The sequence below is a fragment of the Aequorivita sediminis genome (assembly GCF_032080575.2).
In the GTDB taxonomy this organism is placed as follows: Bacteria; Bacteroidota; Bacteroidia; order Flavobacteriales; family Flavobacteriaceae; genus Aequorivita; species Aequorivita sediminis.
In genome coordinates this window covers 1-18653 of sequence record NZ_JAVLSO020000011.1, presented here as the reverse complement: position 1 = coordinate 18653, position 18653 = coordinate 1, and the positions used below count along the sequence as shown (strand labels likewise).

The following is an 18653-nucleotide window of genomic DNA, read 5'->3' as shown; positions in this document are numbered from 1 at the left end:
GTGTTGGAGTGTAACTTAGGTTACATTGATTAGTAAATAGTCGGTTTCGACAGCAATTTTAAGTACACAAAACTCCCAACTCATAACTCCTAACTCTGAACTCCTAACTCTGAAGTCTGAGCTCATAACTCCCGACTAATCCACCTCAACTTCTGTAGTTTTATTTTTCTTGAAAACAGGAATTAAATAGGAAATAGAATATCCATAACCTACGCCAAACTCGCTATAATCATAGGTTCTGTTGTAACCAGGGATATATAAATTATCGAAGTTATCGGGTTTGTCTTCGGCTACTTTTCTTTTTAATTGAAGGTTTATAGATAGATAAAGGTTGTTTAACACTTCGGTTTTTATCCCTACAATTAATTCTGCCCAATGTGCCGTTAAACCTGTAAATTCTTGAGGGTCGTAAATAGTTTCGTTGGGATATGCTGGGTTGTCTGTATAGATTCTGTAGCTGATTAACTCCTGCTTAAATGTTGAAAATCCGTAGCGTAAGCCAATAGTAATAGCGTTTTCCATTCCAAGCCAATTTTCGTAGGCGTTGTAATCGAACCCAAGTTTGGCATAGCTACCGCTGGTTTTGGAAGATACATAAGGTTCTACCCAATCCTTCTTTTCGCTTCCTAATTCTGCAGCGGCATAAAATTTATCGGTAACCCTAAAATCTCCTATAATTTCAAAGCCAGAATATCCGTCTTCGAGTAAAGTTCTTATCGGCTTAGATAAATCTGCTCCAACACGCAATCCGTATTTTTCAATTTTCGGAATGGTATCGTTAGCATTTTTATTTTTCTGCGCCACCATAGAATGAGTGCCGCAAAATAGACTAATGCAGCAAAGTAAGGTGAGCGCTATTTTCATCTTTTACAGTTTCTCGTTTTGGTATTACTTGTTCAATCCAATTCTCGTTGCCTTCTTCTTCTAAAGTAGCATTCAAATTATCGAATTCCGTTCTAAAACCACAGGCACGATTTACGTAGCCATTTTCTCTACTGTAGGTAAACATCATTTTGTCAATATTTACTATAGTATCGGTTTCAGTAATTGTGGTTTTTATAAAAAGGTATTTTGTAGTATCTCGGTTTGTATTAAGCGGAAGTACTATAGAATCTGTACTCGTTCGCGGAATAACCTCTATGGAATCAGTGTTATTTGTTTTTACAGTCAAAAAATTCACTTTCTTAAGCACTGTAGGGTTTGCAATATCGTTAAAAGTGATTACCAAATTTGCCGTTGTCGCAGTATCTGGAGGGCAGATATCATCTTTTGTACACCCTTTGAAGGCATAAATAATAAGAAAGAGAAGTATAATTCTTTTAAACATAGATTTTTAAAATTGACCTAAACACTTTTTTAACTTAGATTCTACAACTAAAAAATTCAAGATAGAAATCTTAGAATTGAAATTGTCGTCCGTTTAAATTTAATTAGCGTTTCTCCAAAAGTACAACATTTTCTACATGATGTGTTTGCGGGAACATATCTACAGGTTGAACCTTAATTACTTTATACTTTTCATCTAGAAGTGCCAAATCGCGAGCTTGAGTGGCGCTATTACAGCTTACATATACAATTCGTTGCGCTTCTAAATTCAATAATTGCTGTACAACATCGGCGTGCATTCCGTCTCGTGGTGGATCGGTAATTACCACGTCTGGCTTGCCGTGAGTATTGATAAACTCTTCATTAAAAACCTTTTTCATATCGCCTACATAAAACTCGGCGTTATCGATTTTATTTAAAAGTGCGTTTTCTTTTGCAGCTTCAATAGCATCAGGCACAGCTTCAACGCCAACAACTTTCTTAGCTTTTTTTGCCACAAATTGCGCTATAGTTCCTGTTCCAGTGTATAAATCGTAAACCAATTCACTGCCGCTTAAATTGGCAAAATCTCGGGTAATTTTATAAAGCTCGTAAGCTTGTTCGCTATTGGTTTGGTAAAAAGACTTTGCGTTTATCTTAAATTTTAAGCCTTCCATTTCTTCAAAAATGTGATCTCTACCGTAGAACAGTCCGATTTCTTGATCGTAAATGGTATCGTTTCCTTTTGAATTGATAACGTATAAAAGTGACGTAATTTGAGGGAATTCTTCAGCAATAGCTTTTAGTAATAACTCTCTATTTTCTTTATCCTCGTAGTAAAATTGAATCAAGACCATTACTTCTTGCGTTGAAGAAGTACGAATCATCAAGGTTCTTAAAAACCCTTCCTGATTTCTAGTGTTGAAAAAAGACAGGTTTAATTCTTCGGCTTTTGCCTTGACAAAATCACGGATAGCATTACTTGGGTCGGCTTGTAAAAAACACTTGTCTAAATCTAATATCTTATCCCACATTCCAGGAATGTGAAAACCTAAGGCATTTCGGTTTTCTATTATTTCGCCGCTTCTAATTTGATCTAGCGTAAGCCATTTGCTATCACTAAAAGAAAACTCCATTTTATTGCGATAGAAATACTGCTTTTCTGAACCTAAGATAGGTTCAAATTCAGGAAGCTCAACTTTTCCAATGCGTTTAAGATTTTGTTCCACTTCTTTATGCTTGTAATACAGCTGATGTTCGTAGCCCATATTTTGCCACTTACACCCTCCACAAGTACCGAAATGAGGACATACGGGTTCAACTCTTTTATCAGAATATTTTGAAAATGAAATTGCCGACCCTTCAAAAAAGCCTTTTCTCTTTTTTGTAGTTTGTACATCTACAATATCGCCGGGAACCGCATTGTTAATAAATACAATTCTGCCGTCGTCTGCCTTAGCAACTGCCTTGCCTTTAGCGCCAGCGTCTATCACCTCTAAATTCTCAAGGATTACCCTTTTATTTTTTCTCGCCATAGGCGCAAAAATAGCACAATTGTAAGGTTTAAATCCTGTTAAGGCACTAAAAAAAGTGGTAATTATTTAGTAATTTGCGCTCCAAGGATGATTTCTCTCCATTAAGTAGGAATCAAATCTATTTTATTTCAAAATATTACAATTTTATGTCAGTTTTAGAACAATCAGCTTCACAGAAAGCAATCGAATTAGAAAACAAATACGGAGCCCACAACTACCACCCACTTCCAGTAGTTTTAAACAAAGGAGAAGGTGTTTATGTTTGGGATGTAGAAGGCAAGAAATACTACGATTTCCTTTCGGCTTATTCTGCAGTGAACCAAGGACATTGCCATCCAAAAATTGTTGGTGCAATGGACGAGCAAGCTAGAACTCTTACACTTACATCACGTGCATTTCACAATGATATGCTAGGTAAATATGAAAAATTTGCTTGCGAATATTTCAACTTCGACAAATTATTACCGATGAATACAGGTGCCGAAGCAGTGGAAACAGCTTTGAAAATTTGTAGAAAATGGGCTTACGAAAAGAAAGGTATCGATGAAAATGAGGCCGAAATTATAGTTTGTGAAAACAACTTCCACGGAAGAACAACTACTATAATTTCCTTCAGTAACGACCCAGTAGCTCGTGAAAACTTCGGTCCGTATACTAAAGGATTTATAAAAATTGAATACGACAATCTTGAAGCTCTTGAAAAGCATTTAGAAAGCAATAAAAATATTGCTGGATTCTTAGTAGAACCAATACAAGGGGAAGCTGGAGTTTATGTTCCTTCAGAGGGATACTTAAGCAAGGCGAAAGCACTATGTGAAAAGCACAATGTATTGTTTATTGCAGATGAAGTACAAACTGGAATTGCACGTACAGGAAAACTTTTGGCTGTAGATCACGAAAATGTAAAGCCAGACCTATTAATCTTAGGGAAAGCCTTAAGTGGTGGTGCTTATCCAGTATCGGCTGTTTTGGCAAACGATGAAGTTATGAATGTAATTCAGCCAGGAAACCACGGTTCTACTTTTGGTGGAAACCCTGTAGCTGCTGCGGTAGCAATGGCTGCGTTAACAGTTGTAAAAGAAGAAAACCTTGCCGAAAATGCTGAAAAACTTGGAAAACTATTTCGTGACGAATTAAATAAGTTTATTGAAAACAGTAATATCTGTAAGCTAGTACGCGGAAAAGGATTGCTTAATGCTATAGTAATTAACGATTCTGAAGATGGCGATACGGCATGGAATATCTGCTTAAAGCTTCGTGATAACGGACTTTTAGCCAAGCCAACTCACGGAAACATTATCCGCTTTGCACCGCCATTGGTAATGAACGAAGAGCAATTGATGGACTGTGTGTCAATTATTACTGAAACATTAAAAGAGTTTGAAAAATAGTAAACAACTCTAACAGGTTTAAAAGTAAATCTAAACGGCTCCGATATTTATTGGGGCCGTTTTTTTATTGGTTAGTTTGAAGGATTAGATACCTATTTTTTAATAGTTCTTTGAATCTGTTTTAAACCTGACAGGTTTCCAAAACCTGTCAGGTTTGGTCGAGGAGCCAATAACCCAAAATCTGTAATGTTTAACCGCACAATCAAAAATCCAAAACCAGTCAGGTTTGAGGGATATATTAGAACTGTCTTGATACTCAAACGCTTATCTATATGCTATATAATTTTTAAAAAATTGTCTCGAAATACTTTTGGTCTATATTAAATATTATAGGTAAGTTTAGGAAGTTTTAACAGTATTATCTTTAAAAAGCGAGTAAAAACCTATGATTTATTATAGATTTTAAGCGTTTTATTTAGCAATATGTTATTACTTGTGGTTTTCAATAGCAGTTTGCCTTAACTTACTAACCTTTTATTTTATTAATCTTTATTACTTTAATTATGAGAAAAAAATTACCCTTCTACCAATTATGGCTTTTTTCCTTAGCATTAGTCTTTGGAGGGTCCACCGCTGTCACGGCGCAGAGCACATCCAAAACATTAAGTCAATTTCGAGCAGAACAGTCACTAAATTCGAGTAGAAGTATTTCACAACAACCTAAAAATAATCCAACCTTTATTAATGCATCTACTGTTTCTACTGCCGATAGGGTTACCCTACAAGGTTGTGACCAAGGCGATGACAGTAACGGGTTTGAAAATGGATTTAATATTACTGCAGAAAGCGGGTATAGAAGTGCAGACGACTTTTATGTGGAAGCAAATGAAAACTTAAATGTTCGCTCCATTGTATTTAATGTATTTGCGAATTATCCTGTTTCCTCTGTAGATTTTAATTTTTATGAAGATGATGGCGGGAAGCCGGGGGCGACAGTTGTAGCTTCTGAAACTGGACTTATCCCTTATGCTCAAGTACCAATTGGTGCATCTTTCGGATACACAGTTTATGCAATTTATGTAGAAGTTGATTATAATTTTGATGGCGGAGCTTCTGGTACTTCGTACTGGATGCAACCTGAAGTGGATTCACCTATGGCTTTTTGGGAAGGGACTTCGGCAGGTACACTTGGAGAAGTAATTCATATGAGTGAGTTTTTAGGGCCATGGTTACCAGACGATGATGGCGGAATTCACCACGGAGTGTTTAAACTACATTGCGATGTAGTGGTAGCTGTAGATCCAATATGCTTTGATATTTCTGATACGGTTGAACCTATAACACGTGTTGTACTTGCAGATATCGACAACACCTCAAGTGCGGCAATCGACGGTTCGCCAGCGCTAGAAGATTTTACAAATATTGAAGGGGTAATGGCTCAAGGAATATCGTACGATATAGCGCTTGAAGGAAATACAAATGGATTTGTTAGCTATTTCACAGTATGGATAGATTGGAATCAGAACGATGAGTTCGAAACTGAGGAAATGTACGAAATTGGTTACATTGAATACTCTTCTGGGAACGATGGACTACAAACCACCGGAACAATCACCGTTCCAATCGATGCTGTTCTAGGGGAAACTACCATGCGAGTAATTAAAAACTGGGATACTTCGCCTACAGACCCATGTGATGTTTACTTATACGGACAAGGGGAAGACTATACCATTATAGTAGAAGATGAATTAGGTGTCGAAAATCAAACTGCTACTGCATTTTCTTATTACCCGAACCCAACCAGTGGCGTTGTTAAGATTACAGCAAATAAGGAAATCAATTCTGTATCAGTTGTAAATATTCTTGGGCAACAAGTAATGGTAAAAGAAAACCTCGAAAATGGGATGGTTGATTTGTCTAACTTAGAAACTGGAACTTATATTTTCCAAGTAGCATTCGATAATGGAAGTATAGAAAACTTTAAAGTTCTTAAAGAATAAGCAAGTAAAAAACTATCGACTATAGTTTAAAAGAGCCGCCTATTATGGGCGGCTTTTTTTATAGTAGTTGGTTAAACCTGACAGGTTTCTAGAACCTGTCAGGTTTGTTGGCGAAAGCTAAGGTTTCTAAAACCTGGAGGGAATGGTGCAGAATATTAAACCTGACAGGTTTCCAAAACCTGTCAGGTTTAGTGCGGCTATCTAGTTTTTATAAATCTGTTAGGTTTGGATGTAAATCAAAACGGCCCCGATTTACATCGAGGCCATTTTTTTATTGGTTAGTTTGAAAGATTACATTCCGTATTCTTTCATAAGTTCTTCATTCATATTCATAATTCCTTCCATGCCAAATGTTGAAAATAGATAGATAACGTAGATTAGATAAATTACACTTAGTGCAATTCCTATGTACGAAAGTATCTTTCCAGTTTTTACGTTTTGGTATCCGGTGTAAAGTTCTGGGTTCTCCATATACAACTTAGTGGCAGTGCCAGCCATAACGATGGCTACAATTCCAAATACAAGACCTAGTCCATAGCAACAACAAGTGACTATAGATATTATTCCGAATACGAGAATTAAGGTTGAATTGGGTAATTTTTGTTGTTCCATATATATTTTAATTTTGGTTGGTTGCTTAAAAATACCAATTTTTTTCAAGCCATAATATTTTAGCTAGATAAATTGATTCATTTTAATAAAATAACTAACTACCATCACAATGGCATTCAGTGCGATAAGTCCAATTTTAATTTGATAATCGAACTTAAACTTCACGAAAAAATTTACAAAAACAACTGCTAGTAGTAAGAGTATGGTATAAATAGCGGGATAAACCTTAAAAGCCGCAGCAAATTCTCCTGTAAAAACGTGAACAAATGAACGTTGCATGCCACACCCCAAACACTCCACTCCAAATATTTTCTTGTTTACACAAGGAATCATGTAGTCTTCAAATCCGGTTGATAACACAGACAAAATTTTTTACTTGTTGTGAACTATCGCCTTATAATCTATTGTAATATCGTCCTTGGTAGTAAGTTTCACCAAATAAACCCCATCGCTTAAGTTGCCAGTATAGAAACTATAGCTATTGTTGGTTCCTAAGTTTTGCTTTTGAATTACCATTTTCCCGTTCATATCGTAAACAATGGCAGACTTAATAGTATGGCCTTCAGGATTGCTTATTTCTAGTTGTTTTTGTGGGTTGTTTTGGAACATCGCTACACTAGCAATAATTTTTTCTTGCTCTTCGATAGAAGCGGTTGATGAGTTATTGCGGTATTCAGCTTTCTTAAACACAATAAAAAATCTGTTGTCGTAATGTCCTGCATCCAACGTTAAACTGAATGGAAACGTAAGGCGAGTACCTATACGTCTAAAAGAATTGTCTTGACGGTCGTACAAAAATATTTTCTCGTAAGGCTTTTTAACTTCCTCAGCAATTAAAAGCTTAATATCTGTAGTTTTGTCTAATTTGAAGTTAATAGGAATTTGCTTGTTTTCCTCGTAGTTAACTGCGTTAATTACATAAGGTAAACGCTCGCTATCGTTGCCAATTGGGAAATAAGCATCGGTATTTACACCCATAGGACTCAAGCCATCATAACCACGGTCGTACCCATCGGTTGCTAAATCGGAAAATACTAATAACATATCTCTTGTTAAGGCATCATCAAATACTGCGTAAATACGGGTTTGAGGGTCACGGGTATCTAATTCTGAAGGTAGGGAAGCTGTAAGTTCGCCTATATCTCTTGTGTTACTAATTGAAACATCATCTGATGGTCTTTGAAATACAGAACCTGGTGCTCCTTCCTTTACAAATATTCTATGCGAATTTTTAATAGTGACATTCCCATCACTTTGCCCAACAAACATAATTCCTTGTCCGATTGGTGCATAACGTTTTTGGTTAATGGTTACACCAGTTCCAGCAGTTGTGCCAGTATGAGTTCCTCCTGCATTCCAAATGTAAAAAGATGCTTGAACATAATTACCTGCAGGGTTGTTATCTGTTAGATCTCCATCTGGGTCTTCCAGTCCTGGAGTCCAGACCCCATAACCAAAAGGTTTATCGGTGTATAGATGTGAAGCTACAGTTCTATTTTCATCGTAATACCAAAGTGCTCCTAAAACACCTACATTTTCACTATCATAATAAAGCTGATTTAAATCTAATGCAGAAGCATAAGGATTACCGGATAAAGTCATTTGTGCTACTCCATCAACGGGTGCTGCTACAGGAACGGTAAAACTACCACTGTTAGGGCGTCCTCGAAATTCATAAGTTTGGTCATGGTTGGTTATAGGTCCAGTGATAGCATTTCCTAAATCAGAGCCGTCGTTTACCCCTTTCATCGTAAAACCTAATCCTGCTCTAATAGTATTATCAGCGTTTATTCTCACATAGTTTCCCTCGGCTTCCGAACCAGGAGTGGGGTGGGTGTAAATCCAACGCCTTGAAATAGTTAGTCGTGGGTCTGTAAACCCATTTCTAGAAGCTACATTATAACTTATTCTAGCGTTTGTGCCTAAAGGATCCCCTTGCTCTTCGTAAATGCTATTTATTCCAAAATGTGAATTATTTCCTACTGAAGTTGCGGCTGCTGGATTTCCTACTGGAGAGCACCAGTAATAATATGCAAAAGTATTGGTAGGAAATGTGTTTTGTTTTACAGAAAGAAAACCGTCTCCTGTATTGGTAGAAGTTGTACCACCCTGTATCAACTGTCCGTTATCGCGTAAGTAGATACTGGCTTCAACAGTAGCATTGGGGTTCCTAGTAAGGTTTATGTCGTTTTCAACATATACTATCTGATCTTTCACATAAATATATGAGTCGGTAGGACCATTTGGTTTTACTGTTAACTGTGCAAAAACCCCAGTAGCTATTAAAAAGAATGAAAGTAAGAGTAGTTGTTTTTTCATTGGGATATATTGATTATGAAACTGTTGCTTTGGTTTAATACACCGTTAGTTTATGTGTCTAATCGATTTTATATGTATGAATAGCAAATAGTTAAAACGCATTTTATATTTTTACATTTTATTGATTTTAACCTGCGAAAATCAACGCATTTTAAAAGGTTAAATTTAAAAAGAAAATTCTACATATTAACGCTTATCCAACAAAATACCTAATTTTTTAGTTTATAGGTAGTTAAGATAAGAAAAAAGTAGGATTTTTTTGATTATTTTTTAAAAAAACATCCGCCATTAATGCAAATAGGAGATAAAGTTTCAGTTTTAGATGATAATATTTCAGGCGTTGTTACTGCCTTACGTGGCAATACGGTAACGCTTGAAACTGCAGATGGCTTCGAATTGGATTATCAAAAAAATGAACTTATTGTTTTGGATGGTTCACTTTCTAAAAGAGACCTAATTCCTAAGGATGTTTTGTCTATTATTTCGGAGAAAGAACAGAAAAAACCTGGGAAAACAAAACGTGTAAAGCCCAAAGAGCGCAATGCTCCAGCCATGGAGGTGGACCTTCATATCCATCAACTCGTTCCAAATACTAGAGGAATGGATAATTACGATATGCTTACCATTCAGTTAGATACTGCAAAACGGCAGTTGGAGTTTGCGATGTCTAAACGAATTCAAAAAGTAGTTTTTATCCACGGCGTAGGCGCTGGTGTTCTTCGCACCGAACTCGAATACTTATTTAGACAATACGATAACGTAAAGTACTACGATGCCAATTTCCAAAAATACGGAAGAGGAGCAACGGAGATTTATATTTATCAGAATGCTTAATTGTAGAGGAGGTGAAATTTGAGAATCTGAAATCTAGAGCCTAGACGCATCTCTTTTCTTTTGTCTCTTCTCTCTTCTCTTTTTTCTCCTGTCCTAGTCTCTTGTCTCTTCTCTCTAGTCTCTAGTCTCTAGTCTCCTGTCTCTAGTACTGAGCTTTGCTTTATAAATGTACCGAAGACTAGGGCTGTGGGGTTACTGTTTTGGTTATAACTTCTACATTTTCAATAGTTCCCATATTTAGAGTTTCTATTATAATTTGTTCGTCGCCTCTTACCAAAACCAAATCTTTTAGTGTGATTTGAACACTTTTAAAAATTTGATACTCGTGAGGTTGATGTTGAAAAACTCCGTAAGCGTTAGCTACTTCAGGGTTTAAGTAGTCTGGACCCACAGTAGGGTCGGTTATATCATTTCTCGGGTCTAAATCTAAGTTTTCATCTTCAAAACGCGTAAGAACTCCGTCGTTATCGTCGTCGTTGTCTAAAAAGTCTGGAATTCCGTCTCCATCCGTATCTTTCAGATTGGTAAATGGATCTTCATCGTCATCTTCTAAATTCAGTTCAAAAACGGTTGGCACATTGTCGCCATCATCGTCAAAATCGTACATATCGTCTAAGCCATCGCCATCGGAATCACCGGCAAACTCAAATTCTCTTGGCACTCCATCGTTGTCTTCAATTAAAAAAGTAGTTGTAAGTACTGCAGTTCCAGAACTTGCTACATATTCTACCGTAACATTTGGGGAAGTAGGAGGAATACTACTGCAAAAATAATTATTGCCTAATGCTGCGTCATATGTTCTATAATCAACTACTATAGTTGTACCGTTAAGAGCATAGTTTAGGATTCCTTCTTCGCGGTACAGACTATCTAAAACTTCCAATTTAAGCGATAAGCTTTCTTTTGAATCTGGATTTACTTTGTAAAACACATAGTTCCCTACGTCTCCGCAAGTTTTAAGTTCCGCATTGTCAAAGTTAAAAGACCTCACAATAATATCACCGTCATCACAACTTTGAATAAAAATAGAAGAAAATATAAGTAGAAATAAAAACCGATTCATTTTATAAGTTTTGGTAACGTTTGTAATAACAGTATGTTATCGTAATTAATCGCAAAGTTTTAATGTAAAAACAATTAATTAAGCTAAAGCGATAAAGATAAAAAAATTGAATGGTAATTATAATGAATCATTCGTTTAAATAGCAGGGCTTTCTCCTTCCGTTTAAGGTAAAAATCCTGCGAATCAATTTTCCTAATCAGCGTAATAAATCAAGAGGAACACCTTTTAGTTTAACTGCTTAACTTTTAGATAGAATTCATTTTCAAGCATAAAAAAATCCTGACAAGTTAAACTTGCCAGGACCTCTAAAAATCCTAATTATAAAAAAACTACTTAGAACGGGTAGGTGTTCTCCGCAATTACCTTTTTAGAAATTGTCTTTCTAAGCTCAGCGATATTTGGCATGTTTTGGTACTTAGTAAATCTCTTAAGTCCCATAAGCATAGCACGTTGTTCATCACCTTCAGCGAAAGAAAGAATTGCTTCTTTTGCTTTTACAGTAATAGTATCTACAGCGTGGTATAAGTATAACTGAGACATGGCAATTTGTTCTTTTTGAGTGTCTTCTCCAAAGCGATTTACGTTCTTTTCAGTACGTAAAATAGCACTTTCAGCCATGTAGATTTCAATTAAGATATCTGCAGCAGCTATAAGTGTTTGTTGGTGTTCTTCAAGTTCAGTTCCATATTTTTGAGCTGCACTTCCTGCCACCATTAAGAATACCTTCTTCAATTTAGCAATCATTGCTTTTTCTTCTGAAAGTAGTTCAGAGAAGTCTGGCGTGTCGAAAGATGGGATTCCCATTAATTCGTCAGCCACTGCTTGGGCTGGGTTTAAAAGATCTACGTGACCTTTCATTGCTTTTTTCACAAGCATTCCAACCGAAAGCATTCTGTTTATTTCGTTTGTTCCTTCGTAAATACGAGTAATTCGAGCATCACGCCAAGCCGATTCCATTGGTGCATCTGCACTGTATCCCATTCCTCCATAAATCTGGATTCCTTCGTCTGTACAGTTTTGAATGTCTTCTGAAACAGCTACTTTCAAGATTGAGCACTCAATAGCGTATTCTTCTACACCTTTAAGCTCAGCTTCTTGATGACTGTTTCCAGCTTCCATACGAAGAGCAATTCTGTCTTCGATATCTTTGGCAGCTCTATACGAGGCACTTTCATCTACATAGGCATTCGTTGCCATTTCGGCTAACTTAAGTTTTATAGCTCCAAACGATGAAATTGGTACGTCAAACTGAATTCTTTCATTGGCGTATTCTACCGCTTTTGAAATAACTCTACGTTGTCCGTCAAGTCCTGCGCCAGCAAGTTTAATACGACCTACATTTAAGGCGTTCATCGCAATTTTAAAACCTTCGCCTCTTTCGCCTAACATGTTTTCTACAGGAACTTTGGTGTCACTAAAGAAAACTTGGCGAGTAGAAGAGGAGTGAATACCTAATTTCTTTTCTTCTTCACCCAGTGAAATTCCATTTGAAGGATCGTTTTCTACGATAAATCCAGTAATGTTTTTGTCGTCTTCAATTCTGGCAAATACAATAAAAGTATTACAGAAACCAGCATTCGAAATCCACATTTTCTGTCCTGAGATCGAGTAGTATTTTCCATCGTCAGAAAGAACTGCTTTAGTTTTACCGCTGTTAGCATCACTACCAGCACCAGGTTCAGTAAGGGCATACGCGCCAAACCACTCGCCAGTAGCTAATTTAGGAACGTACTTTTTCTTTTGCTCTTCAGTTCCGTAGAGTGTAATTGGCAGGGTTCCAATACCAGTATGGGCTCCAAAAGCTGTGGCAACAGAGCCACTAGCTCCAGAAATATAGTCGCATACCAACATTGTAGTAACGAATCCCATTCCTAATCCGCCGTATTCTTCGGGAACAGCTACCCCAAGAAGGCCCATTTCGCCGGCTTTACGCATTACTTCTTCAGTAAGGGCGTAATCGTGTTGTTCGAAACGTTCTTTTTTTGGCCATATTTCGCGATCTACAAATTCTTTCACAGAATCGCGCATCATTTTCTGCTCTTCAGTAAAATCTTCAGGAGTGAAGACGTCTTCTGCTTTTGTTTCTTTCACGATGAATTGTCCGCCGCGGAGTAATTTCTTCTCTGTGTTTTTTGAGTTATCCATTTTGTTATCGATTTTTAGAATCAAGAGCCAAGAATCAAGACTTTAAGATAGTCCAGACTTGAATCCCGAAATCATTTTTTGAATTTGTTTTATTTTATCTTCTAAATTTTTAAATCTTTCTTCTGAAATATAATTTTCAGTAAAGGCTATAATTAATTGTGTTTCTAGTTCGAATAAAGATCCCAGACTTGATTCTAGATATTGTTTAAAATGCTTATTTGTGCTCTTACTTGAACCTTCAGCAATATTTGAAGGAATTGAAACTGCACATCTATTCATTTGTGAAACCAATGCAAATTTTTCAAAATCTGGAAACTTACGAGTTACTTTATAGATCTCAGAAACCAGATTCATACTCTCTATCCATATTTTAAGCTTTTTAAAATTATGCATATAATAGTCTTGATTCTAGGTTCTTGGTTCTTGATTCTATTTTAAAAACTCCCAAACTGTAAGTTTTCTAAAATTATGCTTCGCTGCCATGTTGTACAGGTTTTAAAGTTTTAGTCTTACGTCCTACGTCCTATTGTCTTAAGTCATTATTTAAGAAACTCATAAACCCCAGCAGCTCCTTGTCCGGTTCCTACACACATAGTTACCATTCCGTATTTGCCTTGTAGGTTACGCTTACGCATTTCGTCGAATAACTGCACTGAGAGTTTGGCTCCAGTACAACCTAGTGGGTGACCTAAAGCAATCGCTCCTCCATTTACATTTACAATTTCCTTGTCTAAATCAAGTCCGCGAATTACAGCTAGTGACTGTGAAGCAAAAGCTTCATTTAGCTCAATTAACGCTAACTGATCTTGATTTAATCCAGCTTGTTTCAGGGCTTTTGGGATGGCGTATAATGGCCCGATACCCATAATACTAGGCTCTACACCTACAGCTGAATAGCTCACCATTCTTGCAATTGGCTCAAGGTTTAATTCTTTTACCATTTCTTCGCTCATCACTACTGCAAAAGCAGCACCATCACTCATTTGTGATGAGTTTCCAGCAGTTACACTACCTCCTTGAGCGAATACAGGACGTAATTTTGATAAAGCTTCTACATTAGTGCCTTTTCTTGGTCCTTCATCTTTATTAACTGTATACGATTCAGTAACCTTTTTACCGTCATCGTTTACATAAGTGCGTTCTACTTCAATAGGAACAATTTGATCTTGAAAACGATTTTCTTCTTGCGCTTTTAAAGCACGCATCTGACTCGTATATGCAAATTCATCTTGGTCCTCGCGCGAAACGTTGTATTTTTTAGCAACAGCTTCTGCTGTAAGTCCCATATTCCAGTAGTAGTCTTCGTTGCCTTCTTTCGCCACTTGATAATCTGGAACAGGCTTGTAACCTCCCATTGGGATATAGCTCATGCTTTCTGCACCACCAGCGATGATACAGTCTGCCATACCGTTTTGGATTTTAGCAGCGGCAATAGAGATAGTTTCTAATCCAGAAGCACAATATCTATTTACTGTCATTCCGGGAATATCAACAATATCCAATCCCATAATCGAAATTAATCGACCTACGTTTAAACCTTGTTCGGCTTCTGGCATTGCGTTACCGACAATCACATCGTCAATTCGCTTTTTGTCGAGTTCCGGTAATTCGTTCATAATATACTTGATGGTTTCCGCCGCCAATTCGTCTGGACGCTTAAAACGGAATACCCCACGAGGCGCTTTCCCCACCGCGGTTCTGTATGCTTTTACTATATATGCAGTTTTCATAATAGATTTTAGATTTTAGACATGAGATATAAGACTTTTTAAATTTTCTTTGAAAATTTCTGTATCAAAGCATAATTCATTTTTTGTATCTCAATTAATTCATTTAAAATAGGTTTTACTGTATTTTCTGAAACTAATTCAAGCCGGTGGGAAAGAACTAGTTGTGTAAACAATTCATTTGATGATCCGTTGGCAATACCCAAAAAGTTTTTAAACTCTCCATCAGTATTTCTTCCTGCACCTTCAGCAATATTAGATGGTATGGAAATCGCACTACGTCTAACTTGGCTTGTTAAGCCATATTTCTCTTCTTTGGGAAATTCAGTGGTTATCCGATAAGTATGTTCCGCTATATCCATCGATTTTTGCCAGATTTTTAACTCTTGAAAATTGTGCATGACACTTAGATTTTAGAAGTTAGACATGTGATTTAAGATTCTAATAAAAATAACTATTTAGTTGATATTTAATTACTTTGTCTCAAGTCTCAAGTCTCAAGTCTCAAGTCTAATTTCTAAGCGGTTTCCCCTTCTGAATCATGTGTTGCAATCTTTCTAGGGTTTTTCTTTCTCCGGTTAAACTTAAAAATGCTTCTCTTTCAAGGTCTAGTAAGTATTGCTCGCTTACATAACTCGCTTCACTTAAATCACCACCTGCCATAACGTATGCCAGTTTGTTTGCAATCTTCTTGTCGTGTTCGCTAATATATTTTCCAGCGTACATTTGGTCGGTTCCAACAAGGAACATTCCCATGGCTTGCTTTCCGAGTACTTTAATATCTGTTCTTTGGATTGGCTTGGTATATCCTTGGTCTGCCATAAAACGTGCCGTTGCTTTTGCTGTAGCAATTTGTCGATTTTGGTTTACCACTACAATGTCTTTTCCTTTTTGAAGAATGCCAGTATCATACGCTTCATAAGCCGAAGTAGATACCTTAGCCATTCCTATAGTCAAGAAATAATCCTGAAGTCTATTAAGTTCAACATCTCCTTTGTGGAAAGTATCACTTGCTCTAAGTGCCATTTCTTTAGAACCTCCACCGCCAGGAATCACCCCAACACCAAATTCTACCAAACCAATATAACTCTCTGCAGCTGCAACAACTCTATCGGCGTGAAGTGTAAATTCACATCCACCTCCTAAAGTCATTCCGTGTGGTGCCACTACTACTGGAATAGAAGAGTAGCGAAGACGCATACTTGTATCTTGGAAATATTTTACGGCGGCATTCAATTCGTCGTATTCTTGTTCTACAGCCATCATAAAAATCATCCCGATATTGGCACCAACAGAAAAGTTTTTCCCTTGATTGGCAATTACCAAACCGTCGAAGTCTTTTTCTGCAATGTCTACAGCTTTATTAATTCCTGCTAAAACATCGCCCCCAACAGCGTTCATCTTACTTGTGAATTCCACATTTAAAATACCATCGCCAAGATCTTCAACTACAACCCCGCTGTTTTTGAAAACCTCTGAAGTTTTACGAATGTTGTCTAGAATAATAAATGAATCCTGTCCAGGTACTTTTAAGTGTTTTCCTGCCCGTCCGGCAGGCGGGTTCTGAGGGATATCGTAATAATAGGTATTCCCTTCTTTTACGGTATAGAAAGAATCTACTCCAGCTTCAAGCATTTCGTTTACCCAAGCTGCTGGTTCTTTTCCTAAATCTTTAATTAATTCAATTCCTTTTTTAACGCCAACGGCATCCCAAATTTCGAAAGGACCGTTATCCCATCCAAAACCTGCTTTCATAGCATCGTCAATCTTGTAAAGCTCGTCGGTAATTTCAGGAATTCTTTTTGAAACATAAGCAAACATTGCTGCGAAGTTCTTACGGTAGAATTCACCAGCTTTATCTTCCCCAGTAATAAGAATTGGGAAACGATCGGTTACAGTACCAACCGATTTCGTTTTTTCTAGCGTTGCAAAAGATGCTTTTTTACTTTTTCTGTATTCTAAAGTGTCGAGGTCTAAGGAAAGAATTTCACTATTCCCTTTCTCGTCTTTTACTTTTTTATAGAAACCTTGTCCGCTTTTACTTCCAAGCCATTCTTTCTCCATCATAGTGTCGATAAAACCTGGAATTTGAAAGATTCCGTGTTCTTCGTCTTCCGGAGCATTCTCGTGAATACCTTTGGCAACGTGTACTAAAGTATCAAGACCAACAACGTCAACAGTTCTAAATGTAGCCGATTTTGGACGACCGATTACTGGACCTGTAAGTTTATCAACCTCTTCAACGGTAAGTCCCATTTCTTTCACTTGGTGGAAAAGACTTTGAATTCCGAAGATTCCAATTCTATTTCCTATAAATGCAGGTGTATCTTTTGCTACTACCGTAGTTTTTCCAAGGAACTTTTCACCGTAACTATTTAAAAATTCTAATATTTCAGGTGAAGTTTTTGGTCCTGGAATGATTTCAAAAAGTTTTAAGTAACGTGGCGGGTTAAAGAAGTGTGTTCCGCAGAAATGCTTTTGGAAGTCTTCACTACGTCCTTCGCTCATAAACTTAATAGGAATACCAGAAGTGTTTGAAGTAATAAGGGTTCCTGGTTTTCTGTGCTTATCGAGATTTTCGAAAACTTGTTTCTTAATATCTAGGCGTTCTACTACTACTTCAATAATCCAATCGGCAGTTTTTACCTTAGCAATATCATCTTCTAAGTTTCCTGTAGTAATACGTTTTGCAAAATCTTTGTGATAGAGTGGGGCAGGGTTGCTTTTAATAGCTTTTTGTAAATCTGTGTTTACAATTCTATTTCTTACCACCTTATCTTCTAGAGTAAGCCCTTTTTTCTTTTCGGCATCATTAAGTTCACGCGGAACAATATCGAGCAATAGCACCTCTACACCAATATTGGCGAAATGGCAAGCTATACCGCTTCCCATAATTCCGGAACCGATTACCGCTACTTTGTTAATTCTTCTTTTTGACATCTCTTTAAATTATGAGTTATAAATTATATTTTCTGAATTAAGAAAACTAAAGTCTTAATTCTGAATTATTTGTTTTTATTGATTTTAAACTGAATCATAGACCTTTTTGGAACTGATTAAGTCGTTAATAGTTTGTGCTACTTTCCTAAAAGTTTGCAAGTCTTCTTCTGAAACATTTTCTCTTACAGCTTTATCAAAACCGAAGACTACGTCTTTTGAAAAACTTCGCATTTCTTTACCGAATGGCGTTAGATGAATTAAAACCCCACGTCCATCTTCTGGATTTGGTTTTCGTTCAATCAGTCCTTTGGTTTCCATAGCTTTTAAAGTGCGTGACAAACTTGTAGCTTCCATTCCCATTTTTGGACCTAAAGCAGTACTTGGTGTGCCATTCTCAGGATCTATACTTATTAAAGCAAACCCGGTTGCCATAGTACTCCCTTTTTTTCCTGCCTCCTCATTGTACATTTTAGTAACATTCATCCAAGTGGACCGCAAAACATAATCTATAGTTTTTTCTTTTGTTTTTTCTTGCATTGAGGATATTGAAAAAAGTATGATACCAAATATACAAAAATTTATTATGCACGCATAGTAAATTTAGTAATTTTTTTCTAATTGATTGGGGGTGAGAGCCTCGATACAATTTTGCAGATTAATATATTTCAATTTCATGATAAAGTAGTAGCTGCAAAATCACTCGGCTGCCGCTTTTAGGCTTTTTTATTTTGCCTCGATACAATTTTGCAGATTAATATATTTCAATTTCATGATAAAGTAGTAGCTGCAAAATCACTCGGCTGCCGCTTTTGGGCATTTTTATTTTGCCTCGATACAATTTT

Annotated in this window: 16 protein-coding genes; 3 read left to right on the top strand and 13 right to left on the bottom strand. The window is 36.8% G+C overall.

The window, feature by feature from the left end:
• Positions 1-135 precede the first annotated feature (135 nt).
• The 3 genes from RT250_RS12700 to rlmD form a co-directional block, all read right to left on the bottom strand.
• The gene (locus RT250_RS12700) at positions 136-864 is read right to left on the bottom strand and encodes a DUF6048 family protein (RefSeq protein WP_313115183.1); all 729 of its coding nucleotides are present in this window, start codon (positions 862-864) and stop codon (positions 136-138) included.
• Positions 830-1327, bottom strand: coding sequence for a DUF6452 family protein (locus RT250_RS12695; protein ID WP_313115182.1), 498 nt, complete (start codon positions 1325-1327; stop codon positions 830-832). Before RT250_RS12695 ends, RT250_RS12700 begins: the two co-directional genes overlap by 35 nt.
• 103 nt (positions 1328-1430) lie before the next feature.
• Positions 1431-2840, bottom strand: coding sequence for a 23S rRNA (uracil(1939)-C(5))-methyltransferase RlmD (gene rlmD, locus RT250_RS12690; protein ID WP_313115181.1), 1410 nt, complete (start codon positions 2838-2840; stop codon positions 1431-1433).
• A 146-nt stretch (positions 2841-2986) separates the two neighbouring features.
• On the opposite strand from rlmD, the gene rocD reads away from it, so the two are divergent.
• Positions 2987-4231: an ornithine--oxo-acid transaminase gene (rocD, locus tag RT250_RS12685; RefSeq protein ID WP_313115180.1), complete on the top strand. Its 1245-nt coding sequence runs from the start codon at positions 2987-2989 to the stop codon at positions 4229-4231.
• Positions 4232-4734: 503 nt separating this feature from the next.
• Entirely contained in the window at positions 4735-6171 is a 1437-nt protein-coding gene (locus RT250_RS12680; protein ID WP_313115179.1) for a GEVED domain-containing protein, read from the top strand.
• Positions 6172-6462: 291 nt separating this feature from the next.
• Here the strand turns inward: RT250_RS12680 and RT250_RS12675 are convergent, their stop codons facing one another.
• The 3 genes from RT250_RS12675 to RT250_RS12665 all read right to left on the bottom strand — a co-directional run bounded on the left by RT250_RS12675 (position 6463) and on the right by RT250_RS12665 (position 9102).
• Positions 6463-6783, bottom strand: coding sequence for a CCC motif membrane protein (locus RT250_RS12675; RefSeq protein ID WP_139856608.1), 321 nt, complete (start codon positions 6781-6783; stop codon positions 6463-6465).
• Between the two features lie 63 nt (positions 6784-6846).
• Positions 6847-7143 carry a DUF2752 domain-containing protein gene (locus RT250_RS12670; protein ID WP_313115177.1) on the bottom strand — a complete coding sequence of 99 codons (297 nt, stop codon included), beginning with the start codon at positions 7141-7143 and terminating at the stop codon, positions 6847-6849.
• A gap of 12 nt (positions 7144-7155) precedes the next feature.
• Entirely contained in the window at positions 7156-9102 is a 1947-nt protein-coding gene (locus RT250_RS12665) for a DUF8693 domain-containing protein (RefSeq protein ID WP_313115176.1), read from the bottom strand.
• Between the two features lie 291 nt (positions 9103-9393).
• On the opposite strand from RT250_RS12665, the gene RT250_RS12660 reads away from it, so the two are divergent.
• Positions 9394-9936 carry a DUF8465 domain-containing protein gene (locus RT250_RS12660; RefSeq protein ID WP_313115175.1) on the top strand — a complete coding sequence of 181 codons (543 nt, stop codon included), beginning with the start codon at positions 9394-9396 and terminating at the stop codon, positions 9934-9936.
• 178 nt (positions 9937-10114) lie between these two features.
• On the opposite strand, the gene RT250_RS12655 is transcribed toward RT250_RS12660, so the two are convergent.
• From RT250_RS12655 to RT250_RS12625, 7 genes are all read right to left on the bottom strand, one after another.
• Positions 10115-10999, bottom strand: a complete 885-nt coding sequence (locus tag RT250_RS12655) for a hypothetical protein (protein ID WP_313115174.1) — start codon at positions 10997-10999, stop codon at positions 10115-10117.
• A 333-nt stretch (positions 11000-11332) separates the two neighbouring features.
• Positions 11333-13144, bottom strand: coding sequence for an acyl-CoA dehydrogenase FadE (locus RT250_RS12650; RefSeq protein ID WP_313115173.1), 1812 nt, complete (start codon positions 13142-13144; stop codon positions 11333-11335).
• Positions 13145-13186: 42 nt separating this feature from the next.
• Positions 13187-13537: a four helix bundle protein gene (locus RT250_RS12645; RefSeq protein ID WP_313115172.1), complete on the bottom strand. Its 351-nt coding sequence runs from the start codon at positions 13535-13537 to the stop codon at positions 13187-13189.
• Between the two features lie 146 nt (positions 13538-13683).
• On the bottom strand, positions 13684-14874 hold the full coding sequence (locus RT250_RS12640; RefSeq protein ID WP_313115171.1) for an acetyl-CoA C-acyltransferase: 1191 nt from the start codon (positions 14872-14874) through the stop codon (positions 13684-13686).
• A gap of 38 nt (positions 14875-14912) precedes the next feature.
• Complete coding sequence (locus RT250_RS12635; protein WP_313115170.1) at positions 14913-15272, bottom strand: four helix bundle protein; 360 nt, start codon at positions 15270-15272, stop codon at positions 14913-14915.
• 109 nt (positions 15273-15381) lie between these two features.
• Entirely contained in the window at positions 15382-17811 is a 2430-nt protein-coding gene (locus tag RT250_RS12630; protein WP_313115169.1) for a 3-hydroxyacyl-CoA dehydrogenase/enoyl-CoA hydratase family protein, read from the bottom strand.
• Positions 17812-17895: 84 nt separating this feature from the next.
• Positions 17896-18348, bottom strand: coding sequence for a MarR family winged helix-turn-helix transcriptional regulator (locus tag RT250_RS12625; RefSeq protein WP_313115168.1), 453 nt, complete (start codon positions 18346-18348; stop codon positions 17896-17898).
• Positions 18349-18653: the final 305 nt, after the last annotated feature.